This window comes from Aeromonas sp. FDAARGOS 1405, from assembly GCF_019048265.1.
GTDB classification, from domain to species: domain Bacteria; phylum Pseudomonadota; class Gammaproteobacteria; order Enterobacterales; family Aeromonadaceae; genus Aeromonas; species Aeromonas veronii_A.
In genome coordinates this window covers 1,164,631-1,179,270 of record NZ_CP077311.1, presented here as the reverse complement: position 1 = coordinate 1,179,270, position 14,640 = coordinate 1,164,631, and the positions used below count along the sequence as shown (strand labels likewise).

Sequence of the window (14,640 nt, the reverse complement as noted above, 5' to 3'; positions counted from 1 at the left end):
TGGAGGTGATGACTGTGATTAAATCCTTGCAGTTTTGGAGGGATATGCTTCGCCGTAAGCTAGGGATCCTGCTATTTGATCGTAGCCCATCGGCGACTTCGTCATCAAATGGTGTCACTGTTTTTGTCCGATGGGATGCAAAGCTTGGTGATGCAATCGTCTCCTCTTGGGTGGCACGGGAGATTAAAAATAAATTTCCAAATAGGAAGGTTTACGTTATCACAACCCCCACAATGGCCCCGCTGTTCAGAGATTTTTTTAATTTTGACTGTGTTTTTGAAATACCAAAGAGAGCTAGCTATATAGAGCTAAAAAATTTGGCCAAAGAGTTGGGTAACGTGGACTACCTCGTGCATTTTAGCCAAAAAATGAAGATGAAAGATCTTTATTTTGTTTCTAAAGTTGGCAGCAAACATGTAGCCGGGGTTGATGATGAGCTTGATTGTATTAATCTCAAGCTGGGTCAAAAAACGGCTGGGATGCACTTTTCAACAAAATTTAAGGTACTGTTGGAGCATATGGGTGTGGTTAACCCAGACACTAGCTATATTGTGCCTTATATCGAAGATTATGAAGATAGGGTCGAGTCTTGGTGGCCAAGTAATAAAACTTTGTGTTTCAATCCATATGGTAGCGGTACATCCCGTTGTTTCAGTATTGAGAAAACTATAGAGCTAGTCAACACAATGTTGGATTCATCAGACTATAATATTTGTCTATTATATCCACCGGGGCGTGAGAAGGACGTTAAATATATCATGTCTCGTGTTTGTGAGCCGACCAGGGTCGTTATTGACCATCATAGCCCATCCTTGGCTGCGCTTTTTGCACAGGTAAGGCATTGTGCCGGCATGGTGTCTGTAGATACAGCCACAGTGCATATAGCAACAGGTTTGAATAAACCGGTTCTTGGTATTTACAATGAAAATTTTGGGATGCCAGAAAATGTAGAGTGGCATCCAAACAATCCTCGCTCAAGTATTATCTATGCAGAAACAAAGTCTGGACAACAAGATGTGAATTATATAAATATTGCGGAATTTAGAGCGGTATTTGAAAAATGGTCTGCTGATTATCTCTAGAGAGTTGGGGAATACCCCAACTCTTGCTCATAGCGATATAAATTTCCTAGTTACACTTCCACTAGAAAAAAGTCGATAACTGTCTGGATTAACAATTGTTCTTTTATTATCAACAACTTTAATTGCCATAGCCAGTCCATTGATATCTTCTAGCGGTATTAGAAACTTATCAAGTGGTAACGTCAATATTTCAGCAGGTCCAGATGGACAATCTACGCTGATAACTGGTGTGTGGCAGATAAGTGCTTCAATAAGCACTGTTGGCAGCCCTTCAGCATCGGATGTCAGGATGAGCGCCTGAGCGGCTTTGATATAGGGGTAGGGGTTCTTCTGAAAGTCGATGATCTTCACCTTGTTGGCAAGGTTCATCTCCTCGATCATGGCTTCAATGTGAGGGCGTCGCTCCCCTTTGCCCATCAGAACGAGTGGCGTAGCAACGCCGCTTAGCTGATATGCCTGCAAGAGACGATCGTGGCGTTTTCGTTCTTCGAAAGTGCCGACATGGATGAAATACTTTTCAAATGGCTTGTTGAAAGGCTCATCGGCCAACGCCTGAATTTTCTCGATATCAAACGGATTGTAGATAACCTGACACGATTTTGGTGTGGCTCTTACATTGTGCAAAATGTCGTCCGCGATGCCTCGAGATACGCAGATCAGTTTCTTGCCATTATAGAAACGCTTGAATTTTTCATATCCTTTGGCATTGTCTTTGGCAAAGCCGGTGACATTTCCGTGGATCCAGTAATAAATATTCAGTGTATCAGGCAGGTGTCTGGTAATTTTGTCACATGAGCATGAGATAATTACGTCAGGCGAGATCTCTTGGACTTTTTTCAAGATCAGAGATGCTTGTATTTTTTCAACCGCAACATTGGATATGGCTTTAGTCAGCTTTGTGACAATGCCAAGATTAATCGGGTGAATGTTGTCAGGTAGCGTATGGTCTATTTTTTCCCGCAAGGTAAACAAGGTAACATCGACACCTGCATCTTTTAGCAAGGATGCGGTATTGAGCAGAACCTTTTCCGCACCACCACCATACAAGTCTTCAACAATGAATAAAAACTTTTTAACTGGTGGGGTCATAACTGCTCCGCGGGTCTCATAACTGACTGGTAAATCTACTAAAAATGTGAATCGTAAACGAGCAAAATCAGGTGGCAACTGTTAAAGTCGTTAGCAATTTTTTCAATAGGTGTGGATCAATGATTGGTCTTAGTGGGCGCTACCATAACGCATTATTCGCGGCCTGTATATTTGCCGGGCTGCTGCTCTCCTGGTTGTTTTCTGTTAATCAGCTCCTCACCGGCGACCAGACCCAGATGCTCTACAAGGGTTACCTTGGAGCCTATGAGGGGGTCTGGCTCAGCTATGGCAATGCGGCGAGTGCGGTGGGCAATGTGCCGGGGAGCTTGTCGGCCTGGCTGATTGGTGGGCCGCTGCTACTGTGGGATTCTCCCTATGCCCCCATGGTGTTGCTGCTGGTGATGCGGTTGGTCGGTTTTCTGCTATTTGATGCGGTTATCCGCCAGGTGTTTGTTGACCCCGTATCGAAGGGCAATGCGCGGTTGCTGTTTCTGGTGCTCTGCTGGCTCAACCCCTGGTTCCAGTATGAGAGTTTGCTCTACAACCCCTCCTATCTCTTCCTCTTCTCGGCCATGCACTGCTGGTCGGCCTGGCATATGCGCGATCGGGCCTCATTCTGGCACATGATTGTTCACCTGCTGGCTATCGGTATGGCAATGCAGTTGCACTACTCCTGGCCGCTGCTGGCTGTGATCTCCACCTACCTCTTCTGGCGCCGCATCCTCAAGGTGAGCTGGAGCGGGGTGGTGGTCGCTGCCCTGCTGATCGGTGCATCTCTGATCCCCTACGCCATGGAAGTGATGAGCAACAGCCATATCACCCAGAACGTCGATCCCGAAGCGCGTCAGCGCTATATCGGATGGGGGCTGGTGCATGTCTATCCGGTGCTGAAATCGGTGATCTACTGGCTGCGTTACGGCTCCTGGCTGTTTGCCAGCAAGCTGGTCAACGACACCCAGTTCATCTGGCTGGCGGGTCATGAATATTTGCAGATGACAGCAGTCTGGCTGTGGCGGGTGGTGATCTACGGGGTGGGCTCTGCCACCGTGTTGCTGGCGGCCAAGGCCAACTGGCAACTGTGGCGGGATCTCAAGCCGCGTCTGCTGCGCAGCGACCGTGCATCAGTGGACGGCACGAGCTGGCTCGGCCTCTATGCGCTGGCGGCCGTATTGGCTGTGCTGGTGAGTGCGGCGCTCTCGCCCATCATCTTTAACTATTGGCACCTGATGCTGATATTCCCCTATGCCCTGTTCCCGATCCTGCTGTTGCTGGTTAGCTGGAGCCGCAACCATCCTCAGTGGGTTGGCAAGGGGCTGCTGGCAGCCACCCTGTTCTGCACCGCTGTGAACCTGATTGCGGCGAGCGACAGCACCAAGTTCTCCTATCAGGCGGACTACAAGCAGCAGGTGCAGGAGTATTTGCAGGAGATGAAGCTGCAACCCAAGTAACTGGGTTGTGTGATCAGTCGAAGGGAGGCGTAATGCCTCCCTTTGCTTTTCCGTAGCTCAATAAGCGGGTTGTGGTTGCCGGTTATCGCTGGTGGCGTAGCCGACCTGCTTTGGTGGCCATTGCACCAGCTGCAAAGGCATAGCCGGAATGCAATAATCTACAAGCTTTCAGCTTGTTTGCGGTGTATCTATAACCCATGAATACCACCGATTCCCTCATCCGCTACTGGCAATCCCCGCACCTGCCGGGGGTCGAGCTGTCACACTCCCACCACAGGGCGTTCAGCTACGGTCGCCATGTCCATCTCGACTACCATATCGGGCTGGTGCAGCGGGGTGGCCAGAAGTTTATCCATAAGGGGAACAGCCACCATCTGGTGCGCGGGGTGCTCTCTACCGTCAACCCGGATGAGGTGCACGACGGCCTCAGCCTGCTGCCGGAAGGGTATGAGGTACGGGTCTTCGCCATCGATCCGCAGCAGCTGGCGCTCTGGCTGCCGGAGCAGCCGGAACCCTTCTTCGACAAGGGATTGCAGAGCCGCCCCGACCTCTATCAGGGCTTTGCCCAGCTGCACGGCTATCTCGACAACCCCAAGGCCGATGGCCTGCTGATCGAGAGCCAGCTGCTCGCCCTGCTGGGGGAGCTGCTGCATCTGGCCCCCGAGGTACACCAGCTGGCGGATCCCCAGTTGCGATTTCTGCGCGACTACCTGATGGCGGCCCTCGACGAGCCCCACTCGCTGGAAGAGCTGGCGGGGCTGGTTGGGCTCGACCGCTTCGCCTTCCTACGCCAGTTCAAGAAGCGCAGCGGCATGACCCCCTACGCCTGGCTGAAACGGCTGCGGCTGGAGCAGGGCAAGCGGCTGCTGGCGAGCGGGATGGCGGTGAGCGAGGTGGCGCTGGCGGTCGGCTTCTTCGATCAGAGTCACTTCCACCACGGCTTTCGCCAGGCATTCGGTCTGACACCCGCCGAATTTCGTGCCCAGATGCAATCTTTTACAAGCCGCGCCCCCCGCTGATCCGCCATGCTGGCTCTCCGTCGTTAAAGCGAGAGTTGTTATGCTGACCAGTCTGTTCGTTACCCTCGGCCTGATGCACCTGATTGCACTGGCCAGCCCCGGCCCCGATTTCGCCCTGATCCTGCGCACCAGCCTGCACCGGCCGACCGCCCTTGGCGCGGCGCTGGGCATCTCGCTGGCGATCATGGTGCACGCCACCCTGAGCCTGACCGGGATCAGTATGCTGATCGCCAGTCACCCGCTGCTGTTTATGGTGATCAAGTGCTGCGGCGCCCTCTATCTGGGCTGGTTGGGGTGGGGCGCCCTGATGGCGGCTCGGCAGCAGAGCAGTACCGTGATGGCCAGCGCCGCCAACGAGCTGCGCGGCTGGGGCAGGGGCGTGCGCACTGGCCTTGCCACCAACCTGCTTAACCCCAAGGCGCTGGTGTTCTTTATCGGTCTGTTGGCCGCCATGGTGACGCCAGAGGTGGACGGAATGACCCGCAGCCTGCTGGTGGGCGAGCTCTTCATCATCTCCCTCTGCTGGTTCGGGCTGCTGGCGTGGAGCCTCTCCACCGATCGTGCCCAGCGCCTGCTGCTGCGGGTGCAGCGACCGCTCAATCTGGTGACCGGCGTGCTGTTTGCGGTGGTCAGCCTCTCCATTCTGGCGAGCATGGGCGCCGAGCTGGTGGCCTGACGAGTCGGCGCATGGGCCTATACTCCAACAAGGTTTGCCTGTCAGGAGTGCCCGGCCATGCGTCTACTGCCTCTTTGCTGGTTGCTGGGGATGACCCCAGCGCTGGCGGCCCCGGTTCAGCTCAAATTGCTGGAGTGGGGCTATCTGCCAGCGGGTTATGAACAACAGTTTGCCGACTACGCCAAAGCCCATGGGGTGGAAGCGACGGTCAGCCGGATCGAGCCGCTGCTGACCGATTTCGACAGCGTCTACCGCGCCCTGCGCACCCGCAGCGCCGATGTGGTGCTCCCGACCAGCTACTTCTACAAGGCCCATCACCAGCCGCTGTTCAAGCTGCTGCTCCCCATCGATTTCAATCGCCTGCAGCACTACCCCGAGGTGAAGCCCGCCCTCAAGAACACCGAGTATGACAAGCAGGGGGAGCGCAACTACTCGGTGCCCTTCTCCTACGCCATGTTCAGCCTCGCCTATGACAGCAAGCAGGTGCCGCAAGCGCCCACCAGTTGGCAGGTGCTCGCCAACAGCTCGCCGCCGGGCCAGTTTGCCGAGTTCTGCGACCAGTTCGAGCCACTGCTCTTTTCGGTGCTGCTCTCGCTGGGCAAGTCGCCCGCCCTGTTTGCCAGCGGCGAGATGCTGGCCGACAAGACCTTGCAGCAAGAGGTGGAGCAGCAGCTCTCACAGCGGCTGCGAGCCAGTCGTGGCTTCTGGTTCAATCAGGCCAACCGCTGCGAGGATCTGCGCCAGCAGACCTTTGCCACCACCTGGGGGCTGGAGCTGGTGGAGTGCAACAAGCAGAACGATCAGCAGTGGCGGATCGCCATGGTGCAGGAGGGGGCCATCTATGCCCTCGATGCGATCTCCATTGCCCGCCATGTCGGGGATGATCCTGCACGGCTCAAGGCGGCCTACCTGCTGGTGGATTTTCTGCTGAGCGCGCCGCTGCAACGCCAGATGCTGGTGGGCACGCCCACCATCTCGGCCAGCAATATGGCCTCCCGGCCGCCCCTCAGCCCGCAGGAGCAGGCGGTGCTGCCGGATCGCCCGCTGCCGGAGTTTGACGAGCGGCTGCTGGTGCCCGCGTTGCCCGCCCATATCAAGAATCGCTACAAACGGATGGTGCAGCAGGCGATCGTCGCCAGCGGCAAAGAGGGGCTGGTCAAGCAGTGCCCCTGGGATCTCGATAACTGATGAATGAGCCTGCCGCTTCTTCGGCGGCAGGCAAGTTTGCGCAAGATGGCTGATGATCGGTCATCGCCCGTTCCAGGGTATTCCCCCGTTCAACTCACGCCGCTCGCGGGCCCCCATCGTTTGAAAAAACTGAGCGCTTATCGCAGCCCCATTTAGCCGGATTAAACAACCGAACCCTCGCCAGATTGCCGTTCGTACCCTGGCTGACCCTGTACAAAAGTGCCTCAATTGTGACAACTTGGATGTGAGCTGAACAATCCTGATCTGTTGCTTGTGGGAAGGTGATGAATCGGTTATTTCTCTGTGACATTGGCGGCATCCGGCACGGGTTCTCCAGCCATGTGGTGCGAAATCCACAGCAAAAACAAACAGTAAAATGCAGGAGCAAATATGAAAAAGGTCGTGATGGTTGCCGTGGCTGCAGCCCTTCTGGGTGGCTGCGCCGTCAAGAATCAGGTATCCCACAGCTTGCAGGCGATCCCGCTGACAGCCTTCCAGCAGAGCGAGAGCAACCCCAATCAGCGGGTCTACAAGGAGCCGGGCGTTGACCTGCGCCAATACAATGAGGTGCTGCTCGATCCGCTGCAGTTTATTCGTCAGGAGAACGGCCAGTGGTATCTGCTGACCGCCAACGAACAGAACCAGATTGGTCGCTACTACCACGACAAGTTCCAGAGCGAGCTGATCAAGCAGGGCGTCAAGATCGCCACCGCCCCCGGCCCGAAAGTCATGCGGATCCAGGCAGCCGTCACCAACTTCGACCTGACCCGCCCCGACCCCAAGCTGCGTGACCTGCTGCCGGCCAAGATCGCCATCAACGTCACCCGCGAAGTGATCGGCAAGGAGCCCTACCTGCTCAAGGTGGGCAGCATGGCCCAGCTGCTCGACTCCCGGAGCGGCAAGCTGTTGGTGCGGGTGATGGATGCCCGCGAGAGCACGGACAGTACCCACAAGGATGAGCCCATCACCGCCGAGGAGATGGAGAAGATGATCGACCAGTGGGCGGCCAGCCGTGCCAAACAGCTGGCGGACAATCTGGGGCGCTGATCGATTGGTGCGTTCAAGCGGGGCGCAGCGGGAGCCTTTTGGGCTGCAATAATGGCAAGATGTTGATAAGGTGGTCATTTTGCAGGCAGGAGAAAATGATATGAAACGCGTGTTGTTACCCATCCTTGTTGCTGGCCTGTTGAGTGCCTGCAGCACCTCGTCACCCACGCCTGAGTGTGCGCCGATGGCGGGTGGCTGGCAGAGTCAGCCGTTGCCCAATGCGGAAGGGGAGGCTGCGCTGGCCAGCGTGCTGGCTCGCATGAACACGGCCGCCAAACTGCAGAGCATCCGCGAGGTGCGCAGCCAGGTGGTCTCCGGGGTCAACTACGACATCGAGTTCCAGCTCGACAACGGAGAGGTGTGGAACACCCGTGTCTATCGGGATCTTGCTGGCAACTACCAGATGACCCGCCCGGCTGCACAGGGCGAGCTTCCTCCCTTGCCTTGCGTCAAGGCCAAGTAATTCCTGCTTGTTGAGCCCCTCGTCAGAGGGGCTCATCTGACCAGAAAATTTCTGCTTTTCTCCCCGCATTCTGACAGTCAGGATGACCCTTCCCGTGACTGCATCCTCATGGAAAAGGAACCGCTATGAATCGCCACCCCTGCATCAAACACTGGCGCGAGCTGCAAGAGCAGACGCCGCGCTACTACTCCGGCAGTCAGGAGCCCCTTTCCCGCGGCTGCGCCCTCGGCAAACACTTCGGCTTTAGCCGCATCGGCATTCACCACGAGATCGTCGAACCCGGGCATCGCACCAGCTGGCCCCACGCCGAGAAGACCGAGGATGAGTTCGTTCACGTGCTGGAGGGGACGCCGGATGTCTGGCTTGATGGCGTGCTCTATCGGCTGCAACCGGGGGATTCGGTCGGTTTCAAGGCCGGTGACGGGCTGGCCCACGCCTTTATCAACAACACCGAAGAGACTGTCCGCCTGCTCTGCATCGGCGATACCGATCGGGAGGACAACCGCATCCACTACGCCGTGCACCCCGAGCGCAATATCACCCTCGGCAAGCTGCACTGGGATGACGTGCCCGAGCGTGAGCTGGGGGATCACGACGGCCTGCCCGACAAGCTGCGCGAGCGCAACGGCCCCTTCTAGGGCGCAGCCCTTCTGCGCACCAGCCCAGCACCACCCGATATAAAAAAGCCTGCCGCGTGGCAGGCTTTTGCTATCTGTTTGCCGCCAGTGGCGTGCAGCGCTTATTGCAGGTTGAGCCCGCCCAGATAGTCGCGCTTGCCGAGATCGACCCCGGCGCGGCGCAGCAGGGCGTAGGCCATGGTGAGGTGGAAGTAGAAGTTGGGAATGCCGTACTCATGGACGCAGGTATGGCCATCCATCCCCTTGCCGCCCGCCCAGTGGGGCACGTAACGGCCGCTGGCGTACTGGCTGTAGTCCGCGTCCAGCTTGCCTTGCAGATAGGTGATGGTCTTGCCGATATGGGCGCGCAGATCCGCCATGGTCTTGGGGTCATCGCCCATGGCTGGCAGCTCGCTGTGGCTGGCAGTGGCGACCACGGCACGGGCCGAATCGCAGCAGATCAGCACCTGCTTGCTGAAGGGCAGCATATCGACGATCAGCCGATCGCCGAAGAAGTTATCCACGTTGAACTGCTTCGCCGCGGCGTGGGCCTCGGCCTTGGCCAGACAGTGGTCGAGGTTGGTCAGCATCTTGATGAACTGGGCGGTGATATCGCGATTCATGAACACTCTCCATCTTGTTGAAACAGCGGCCCGCGTGCGCGGCCACAGTGAATGAGACTGGCTAATCGGCCACCAATATACCCCAACCGCTGTCGGGTTCGAGCCTGCCACGATGAAAAGGGCAGGGTAGCGCTACTTCGCGCGATAGCCGTTGGCCAAGGGGCAATGCTCGCATTTTGAGCCTGTGAGTCCCTTATCGCCCCTTTTTTGATCTGTGACATAAATCACCTTTTTTCAGGGGCGTAGGCTGAATGCCGTTGTCCTGGACACACGCCTGCGCATCCGCCAGGACACAATAAAAGGAGAATGAGATGAAGATCTATGACCGTAACCGCAATGTGCTGAACCAGGGTCAGCGCGTGATGATTGCCGCCACTGGCGCAGTCGATTTTCTGAAAGAGGCCCACACCGATAATATGACCCCCTATCAGGCGGAGCATGAGAAGTGCGTGCTGCTGGCAAACTCCGGTGAGCGCTACGCCCCCATCGAGTTGATTAGACTAGGCTGATCCCTTTCCCTGTTACCCTACTCTTTACAATTCACCCGGCCGCCGCGCCCATCTGGCGGCCGGGTTTCTGAGTTCCCCTCTCTGCTTTACCCCCATCAATTACATCGACTCAAGCTGCGTTGAGTCATCGTGTAGGTTCGATTAGCGAAGCGTAATCGGACGATCGCGTAAGCGAACATCCGCGTAATGGAACATCCGCACCATCACGCCTGCAAGCAGATCGAAGTGAGGCAAGGCTATGCTTGGCTTTTCGGCCTCAACGAGGAGGACAGGATGGCCAATTGGCGGCGGGCATGGTGGCCCGGAGGAACCTGGTTCTTTACCGTCAACCTGCTGGAGCGGCGCAACAACCGGTTGCTGGTGGAGCAGATTGACCTGCTGCGCCGCAGCGTTGCCAAGGTGCAAGAGGCTCACCCCTTCGCCATTCACGCATGGGTGGTGTTGCCCGACCATCTCCACTGCATTCTCTCTTTGCCGGAAGGGGACACCGATTTCCCCCTGCGTTGGCGGTTAATCAAAAGCCACTTTTCCCGCGCCTTGCCGGTGACCGAACGGCGCAGCCAGACCCGGTTACGCCACGGGGAGCGGGGTATCTGGCAGCGCCATTATTGGGAACACCTGATCAGGGATGAGCAGGATTACCGCCACCATATGGATTACGTCCATATCAACCCGCTCAAGCATGGTCATGTCACCCGGGTGGCCGATTGGCCGTATTCCACCTTCCATCGTTATGTGGCGAGCGGCATCTATCCATCGGATTGGTGCGGGTCGGTGGATGGGGTGTTGGGGGGATTGGAGTAAACCTCTCAAGGGTTATGCCAATGTGAACGTCCGATTACGCGATCGTCCGATTACGCTTCGCTAATCGAACCTACGGCTATTAAAAGGTAACCACCTTTATATAAATATAACCTTTTATAATTCGGATAAATTACAATCAAGACTATATTAAAATGCTGGGTAAATATTTTTATAATTGAAAAAAAACATTTTTAGTATATCATACATGTATATTATCTATGTTGTGCCAACATAGACTTAAGCAATAATGGGGTGAGTATGAAAAAAGTATTAATAACAGATCTTGATAACACATTATTTGATTGGTTTAACATTTGGTATCATAGCTTTAGCGCTATGTTAAATGAAATATCTAGGATTAGTGGTTTTTCCGTCGAAGAATTGAAACCACAGATTAAAAAGATTCACCAGAAACATGGAACCGCTGAATATGCATTTGTATTAGAGGAAATACCTCTACTGAAGGATAAATATGGAGATAGAGACGCCATACTAAAGGCTTTTGATTCTGCCATTCATTTATATCGAAGTGAAAGAAAAAAGAATTTGATTCTTTATCCTACGGTACATGAAACGTTATGTACGCTCAAGGAAAAAGGGGTGTTAATTATTGGTTACACAGAATCTAAAGAGTTTTATTCTAATTATAGGATTTCTAATTTAGGTTTGGATGGGGTAATCGATATTTTATTTTCTCCTGAGGATCATGATATACCGTCAGGGGTTGTGCCTCAAACAAAATACAATCTTAAAATTACAAAAAATATGCACACACCACGCGGTGAAATAAAACCGAACCCTAAAATACTAAAGGAAATAATATCTTCTATAAATGCAACCTCTGATGAATGTGTTTATATCGGAGATAGTGAAATGAAAGATATAGCAATGGCAAAAGACGCTGGTGTAGATGCCGTTTTCGCGCGATACGGAACTACCCATTTTACCAATAATAAGGATGGGTATAATTTACTTCGCGATGTAACCCATTGGACTGATCAGGATGTGGCACGAGAAATAGAAATAAAGAACAGTAAAAAAGATATTCATGCAGATTTAGCTGTTGATAGCTTTGGTGATATATTGTCGTTGTTTAAGTTTGAAGGATTCCAAAAGCATGGCAAATGAAGTCGAAGAAAAAAGAAAAAATGATATTGAGCTACTGAAAGTAAAGGTAGATATATGGAAACAGGTCATTAATACTCAGCAGCACTTTAATGACCTAGAGATGAAAGTAAGAAATTTTGCGATATTGATTCTATCTGCATTTATTGGTGCTATCGGGGTCAGTTTTAAGTCTGGTTTTTCTCTCGATATAATGGGACATTCTACCTCTATAGCTACAATTCTCTCATTGGGTGCCGCTATTATTTGGATGCTATTCTTTTTTGTAGATGTTTACTGGTATCACCCTCTTTTAATAGGTGCAGTGAAACAGGGAATGAAAATAGAGAGAGAACTTGAACATGAGCTGCCTAATATTATTGGGCTAACCAAAACAATTGGTGATGAAAGTCCAGTAGAAATAAATTTTTGGAAATGGAATACACATCTCCATAGTAAGGGAAAGGCCAACATATATTATATTGGTGTTTTTGTTATTCTTATAGTGTCCTCAGTGATTTTGTTTTTTGTGGATACACCAAAAAATAGTGATGCTATTAACAAACAAAATAAGTCGGCAACTATCAATTGTACAAAACAAAAATATAACACTATTGAATGTGCATTTAATCTTCCGTAGTTTTTCAAAGTAAAGACCTATAACGTATGGATTGTCATCTCGGAAACATATTCGGACGGTCGTGAATTTAACGTTGTCGCGATACTTTATATAAAAACCAACCCGGTCTAAGCCGGGTTGGTTATTTCAAAAGGCGGGAAAAATCAGAGCGCTTCCAGTCTGGCATACGCCGTCACCAGCCACTTGGCGCCGACGTCGTCGAACTGGATCTGCACCCGGCTCTGCTGGCCGACCCCTTCGAAGTTGAGTACCACCCCTTCCCCGAATTTCGGATGGAGCACCCGCTGGCCGAGCTTGATGCCGCTGGCGTCGAAGCTCTGCTGCACCTCGTTCTGGCTAAAGCGGCCGTACTGGGTGGGGCGGCTGACCTGAGTGCGCAGCCGGATCTCTTCCAGACACTCGGCGGGCATTTCGCGGATAAAGCGGCTCGGCTTGTGGAACATCTCGCGGCCGTAGATGCGGCGGCTCTCGGCATAACAGATGTAGAGCTTCTCCATGGCGCGGGTCATGCCGACGTAACAGAGGCGGCGCTCCTCTTCCAGCCGGCCCGACTCTTCGGTGGATTGCTGGCTGGGGAACATCCCCTCTTCGACGCCGACCAGCAGCACCAGCGGGAACTCCAAGCCCTTGGCGCTGTGCAATGTCATCAGCTGCACCGCATCGGCATATTCGTCCGCCTGACTCTCGCCGGACTCCAGCGCCGCGTGGGCGAGGAAGGCGGAGAGATCGCTCATATCTTCCAGCTCGTCCGGGCGCTGGTATTGGCGGCAGGCGGTGACCAGCTCGTCCAGGTTCTCTACCCGCGCCTGGGATTTCTCGCCCTTTTCCGCCATATACATCGCCTTGAGGCCGGAGTTCTGGATAGCGATATCCGCTTGCTGGTGCAGCGGCAGCAGGGAGACCTGCTCCTCCAGCGCGTCGATCAGCTCGACAAAGCCGCGCACCGCATTGCCGGCGCGACCGGTCAGCACCTTGTCGTTGAGCAGGGCCTTGGCCGATTGCCACAGGTTGAGCCCCTGATCGCGGGCGTTGCCGCGCAGGATCTCGAGGGTGCGATCGCCGATGCCGCGGGTCGGGGTGTTGACCACCCGCTCGAAGCTGGCGTCATCGCCACGGTTGTTGATAAGCCGCAGGTAGGCCATGGCGTCTTTGATTTCCTGGCGCTCGAAGAAGCGCAGGCCGCCGTAGATGCGGTAAGGCATGGCGTCCTGCATCAGCGCCTCTTCCAGCACCCGCGACTGGGCGTTGGAGCGATAGAGGATGGCGCAGTCGGCCAACAGGCCGCCCTTTTCCTTCCAATCCTTGAGGCGGCCGACCACGAAGCGCGCCTCGTCCACCTCGTTGAAGGCGGCGTACAGCGAAATCGGCTCGCCCTCGGCCCCTTCGGTCCACAGCTCCTTGCCAAGACGCTCGGCGTTGTTGGCGATAACGCTGTTGGCGGCTTTGAGGATATTGGCGGTGGAGCGGTAGTTCTGCTCGAGGCGGATGGTTTCGGCGCCCTGATAGTCGGTCAGGAAGCGCTGGATGTTCTCGATCTTGGCGCCGCGCCAGCCGTAGATGGACTGGTCATCGTCGCCGACGATCATCACCTTGCCGCTGTTGCCCGCCAGCATCCGCAGCCAGGCGTACTGGATGCCGTTGGTATCCTGAAACTCGTCCACCAGGATGTTCTGGAAGCGGTCGCGGTAGTGCTCGAGGATGTGCGGTTTGTTGAGCCACAGCTCGTGGGCGCGTAGCAGCAGTTCGGCAAAGTCCACCAGACCGGAGCGATCGCAGGTCTCCTGATAGGTCTTGTAGATCTGCTGATAGGTGCGGGTGACAGGGTCGCCGTAAAGATCGATGTCGCCGGGGCGCAGCCCCTCGTCCTTCTTGCCGTTGATGTAGCCCATCACGGCGCGCGGGGCCCAGTGCTTCTCGTCGAGGTTGAGCGCCTTGAGTACCCGGCGAATGAGGCGGTACTGGTCGTCGGAGTCGAGGATCTGGAAATCCTGCGGCAGCCCTGCATCCAGATGGTGGGCCCGCAGCAATCGGTGGGCGATGCCGTGGAAGGTGCCGATCCACATGCCGCGCACGCCGTCGCCGATCACCTTCTCGACCCGGCCGCGCATCTCGGCCGCCGCCTTGTTGGTAAAGGTGACCGCGATGATGGAGAAGGGTGAACAGCGTTCCACCTGCATCAGCCAGGCGATACGGTGCACCAGCACCCGGGTCTTGCCCGAACCGGCACCGGCCAGCACCAGCAGGTTGCTGCGGGGCGCCGCAACGGCATCTCTTTGCTTGTCGTTGAGCCCGTCGAGCAGGGTTGAAACGTCCATCACCACTCCTGTTTAT

At 54.7% G+C, this 14,640-nt stretch carries 15 protein-coding genes; 12 read left to right on the top strand and 3 right to left on the bottom strand.

Features of this window, described 5'->3' with window-relative positions; genetic code table 11:
* The first annotated feature begins 8 nt into the window (after positions 1-8).
* Positions 9-1,082, top strand: coding sequence for a glycosyltransferase family 9 protein (locus I6L35_RS05615; RefSeq protein WP_216979750.1), 1,074 nt, complete (start codon positions 9-11; stop codon positions 1,080-1,082).
* Positions 1,083-1,109: 27 nt separating this feature from the next.
* Here I6L35_RS05615 and I6L35_RS05610 read toward each other — a convergent pair whose 3' ends face one another.
* A complete protein-coding gene (locus I6L35_RS05610; RefSeq protein WP_216979749.1) occupies positions 1,110-2,171 on the bottom strand; it encodes a glycosyltransferase in 1,062 nt (353 codons plus the stop codon).
* Between the two features lie 236 nt (positions 2,172-2,407).
* Here I6L35_RS05610 and I6L35_RS05605 point away from each other — a divergent pair, with 236 nt between their 5' ends.
* The 7 genes from I6L35_RS05605 to I6L35_RS05575 all read left to right on the top strand — a co-directional run bounded on the left by I6L35_RS05605 (position 2,408) and on the right by I6L35_RS05575 (position 8,650).
* Positions 2,408-3,619 carry a 3-deoxy-D-manno-octulosonic acid transferase gene (locus I6L35_RS05605; protein ID WP_216980247.1) on the top strand — a complete coding sequence of 404 codons (1,212 nt, stop codon included), beginning with the start codon at positions 2,408-2,410 and terminating at the stop codon, positions 3,617-3,619.
* 197 nt (positions 3,620-3,816) lie between these two features.
* Positions 3,817-4,638 (top strand): AraC family transcriptional regulator, encoded by an 822-nt coding sequence (locus I6L35_RS05600; RefSeq protein WP_216979748.1) that lies wholly within the window; start codon positions 3,817-3,819, stop codon positions 4,636-4,638.
* A gap of 40 nt (positions 4,639-4,678) precedes the next feature.
* Positions 4,679-5,314 (top strand): LysE family translocator, encoded by a 636-nt coding sequence (locus I6L35_RS05595; protein WP_058059345.1) that lies wholly within the window; start codon positions 4,679-4,681, stop codon positions 5,312-5,314.
* Between the two features lie 57 nt (positions 5,315-5,371).
* Positions 5,372-6,502, top strand: coding sequence for a PotD/PotF family extracellular solute-binding protein (locus I6L35_RS05590; RefSeq protein ID WP_216979747.1), 1,131 nt, complete (start codon positions 5,372-5,374; stop codon positions 6,500-6,502).
* Positions 6,503-6,892: 390 nt separating this feature from the next.
* Positions 6,893-7,549, top strand: coding sequence for a DUF3313 domain-containing protein (locus I6L35_RS05585; RefSeq protein WP_139748100.1), 657 nt, complete (start codon positions 6,893-6,895; stop codon positions 7,547-7,549).
* A gap of 100 nt (positions 7,550-7,649) precedes the next feature.
* Positions 7,650-8,012: a cystatin domain-containing protein gene (locus I6L35_RS05580; protein WP_042054283.1), complete on the top strand. Its 363-nt coding sequence runs from the start codon at positions 7,650-7,652 to the stop codon at positions 8,010-8,012.
* Between the two features lie 125 nt (positions 8,013-8,137).
* A complete protein-coding gene (locus I6L35_RS05575) occupies positions 8,138-8,650 on the top strand; it encodes a cupin domain-containing protein (RefSeq protein ID WP_107683288.1) in 513 nt (170 codons plus the stop codon).
* A gap of 101 nt (positions 8,651-8,751) precedes the next feature.
* Here the strand turns inward: I6L35_RS05575 and I6L35_RS05570 are convergent, their stop codons facing one another.
* On the bottom strand, positions 8,752-9,252 hold the full coding sequence (locus I6L35_RS05570; RefSeq protein WP_216979746.1) for a DUF1993 domain-containing protein: 501 nt from the start codon (positions 9,250-9,252) through the stop codon (positions 8,752-8,754).
* 311 nt (positions 9,253-9,563) lie between these two features.
* Here I6L35_RS05570 and ydfZ point away from each other — a divergent pair, with 311 nt between their 5' ends.
* The 4 genes from ydfZ (at position 9,564) to I6L35_RS05550 (ending at position 12,309) form a co-directional block, all read left to right on the top strand.
* Entirely contained in the window at positions 9,564-9,761 is a 198-nt protein-coding gene (ydfZ, locus tag I6L35_RS05565) for a putative selenium delivery protein YdfZ (RefSeq protein ID WP_005357022.1), read from the top strand.
* Between the two features lie 273 nt (positions 9,762-10,034).
* Complete coding sequence (locus tag I6L35_RS05560) at positions 10,035-10,565, top strand: transposase (protein ID WP_216979745.1); 531 nt, start codon at positions 10,035-10,037, stop codon at positions 10,563-10,565.
* Between the two features lie 258 nt (positions 10,566-10,823).
* Complete coding sequence (locus I6L35_RS05555) at positions 10,824-11,693, top strand: HAD family hydrolase (RefSeq protein WP_150389986.1); 870 nt, start codon at positions 10,824-10,826, stop codon at positions 11,691-11,693.
* A complete protein-coding gene (locus I6L35_RS05550; RefSeq protein ID WP_216979744.1) occupies positions 11,683-12,309 on the top strand; it encodes a hypothetical protein in 627 nt (208 codons plus the stop codon). Before I6L35_RS05555 ends, I6L35_RS05550 begins: the two co-directional genes overlap by 11 nt.
* A gap of 143 nt (positions 12,310-12,452) precedes the next feature.
* On the opposite strand, the gene uvrD is transcribed toward I6L35_RS05550, so the two are convergent.
* Positions 12,453-14,624: a DNA helicase II gene (gene uvrD, locus I6L35_RS05545; RefSeq protein ID WP_216979743.1), complete on the bottom strand. Its 2,172-nt coding sequence runs from the start codon at positions 14,622-14,624 to the stop codon at positions 12,453-12,455.
* Positions 14,625-14,640: the final 16 nt, after the last annotated feature.

Coding starts and splice junctions, on each gene's coding strand:
- I6L35_RS05615 (WP_216979750.1), top strand. CDS start 9: ATGACTGTGATTAAATCCTTGCAGTTTTGGAGGGATATGCTTCGCCGT.
- I6L35_RS05610 (WP_216979749.1), bottom strand. CDS start 2,171: ATGACCCCACCAGTTAAAAAGTTTTTATTCATTGTTGAAGACTTGTAT.
- I6L35_RS05605 (WP_216980247.1), top strand. CDS start 2,408: ATGCTCTACAAGGGTTACCTTGGAGCCTATGAGGGGGTCTGGCTCAGC.
- I6L35_RS05600 (WP_216979748.1), top strand. CDS start 3,817: ATGAATACCACCGATTCCCTCATCCGCTACTGGCAATCCCCGCACCTG.
- I6L35_RS05595 (WP_058059345.1), top strand. CDS start 4,679: ATGCTGACCAGTCTGTTCGTTACCCTCGGCCTGATGCACCTGATTGCA.
- I6L35_RS05590 (WP_216979747.1), top strand. CDS start 5,372: ATGCGTCTACTGCCTCTTTGCTGGTTGCTGGGGATGACCCCAGCGCTG.
- I6L35_RS05585 (WP_139748100.1), top strand. CDS start 6,893: ATGAAAAAGGTCGTGATGGTTGCCGTGGCTGCAGCCCTTCTGGGTGGC.
- I6L35_RS05580 (WP_042054283.1), top strand. CDS start 7,650: ATGAAACGCGTGTTGTTACCCATCCTTGTTGCTGGCCTGTTGAGTGCC.
- I6L35_RS05575 (WP_107683288.1), top strand. CDS start 8,138: ATGAATCGCCACCCCTGCATCAAACACTGGCGCGAGCTGCAAGAGCAG.
- I6L35_RS05570 (WP_216979746.1), bottom strand. CDS start 9,252: ATGAATCGCGATATCACCGCCCAGTTCATCAAGATGCTGACCAACCTC.
- ydfZ (WP_005357022.1), top strand. CDS start 9,564: ATGAAGATCTATGACCGTAACCGCAATGTGCTGAACCAGGGTCAGCGC.
- I6L35_RS05560 (WP_216979745.1), top strand. CDS start 10,035: ATGGCCAATTGGCGGCGGGCATGGTGGCCCGGAGGAACCTGGTTCTTT.
- I6L35_RS05555 (WP_150389986.1), top strand. CDS start 10,824: ATGAAAAAAGTATTAATAACAGATCTTGATAACACATTATTTGATTGG.
- I6L35_RS05550 (WP_216979744.1), top strand. CDS start 11,683: ATGGCAAATGAAGTCGAAGAAAAAAGAAAAAATGATATTGAGCTACTG.
- uvrD (WP_216979743.1), bottom strand. CDS start 14,624: ATGGACGTTTCAACCCTGCTCGACGGGCTCAACGACAAGCAAAGAGAT.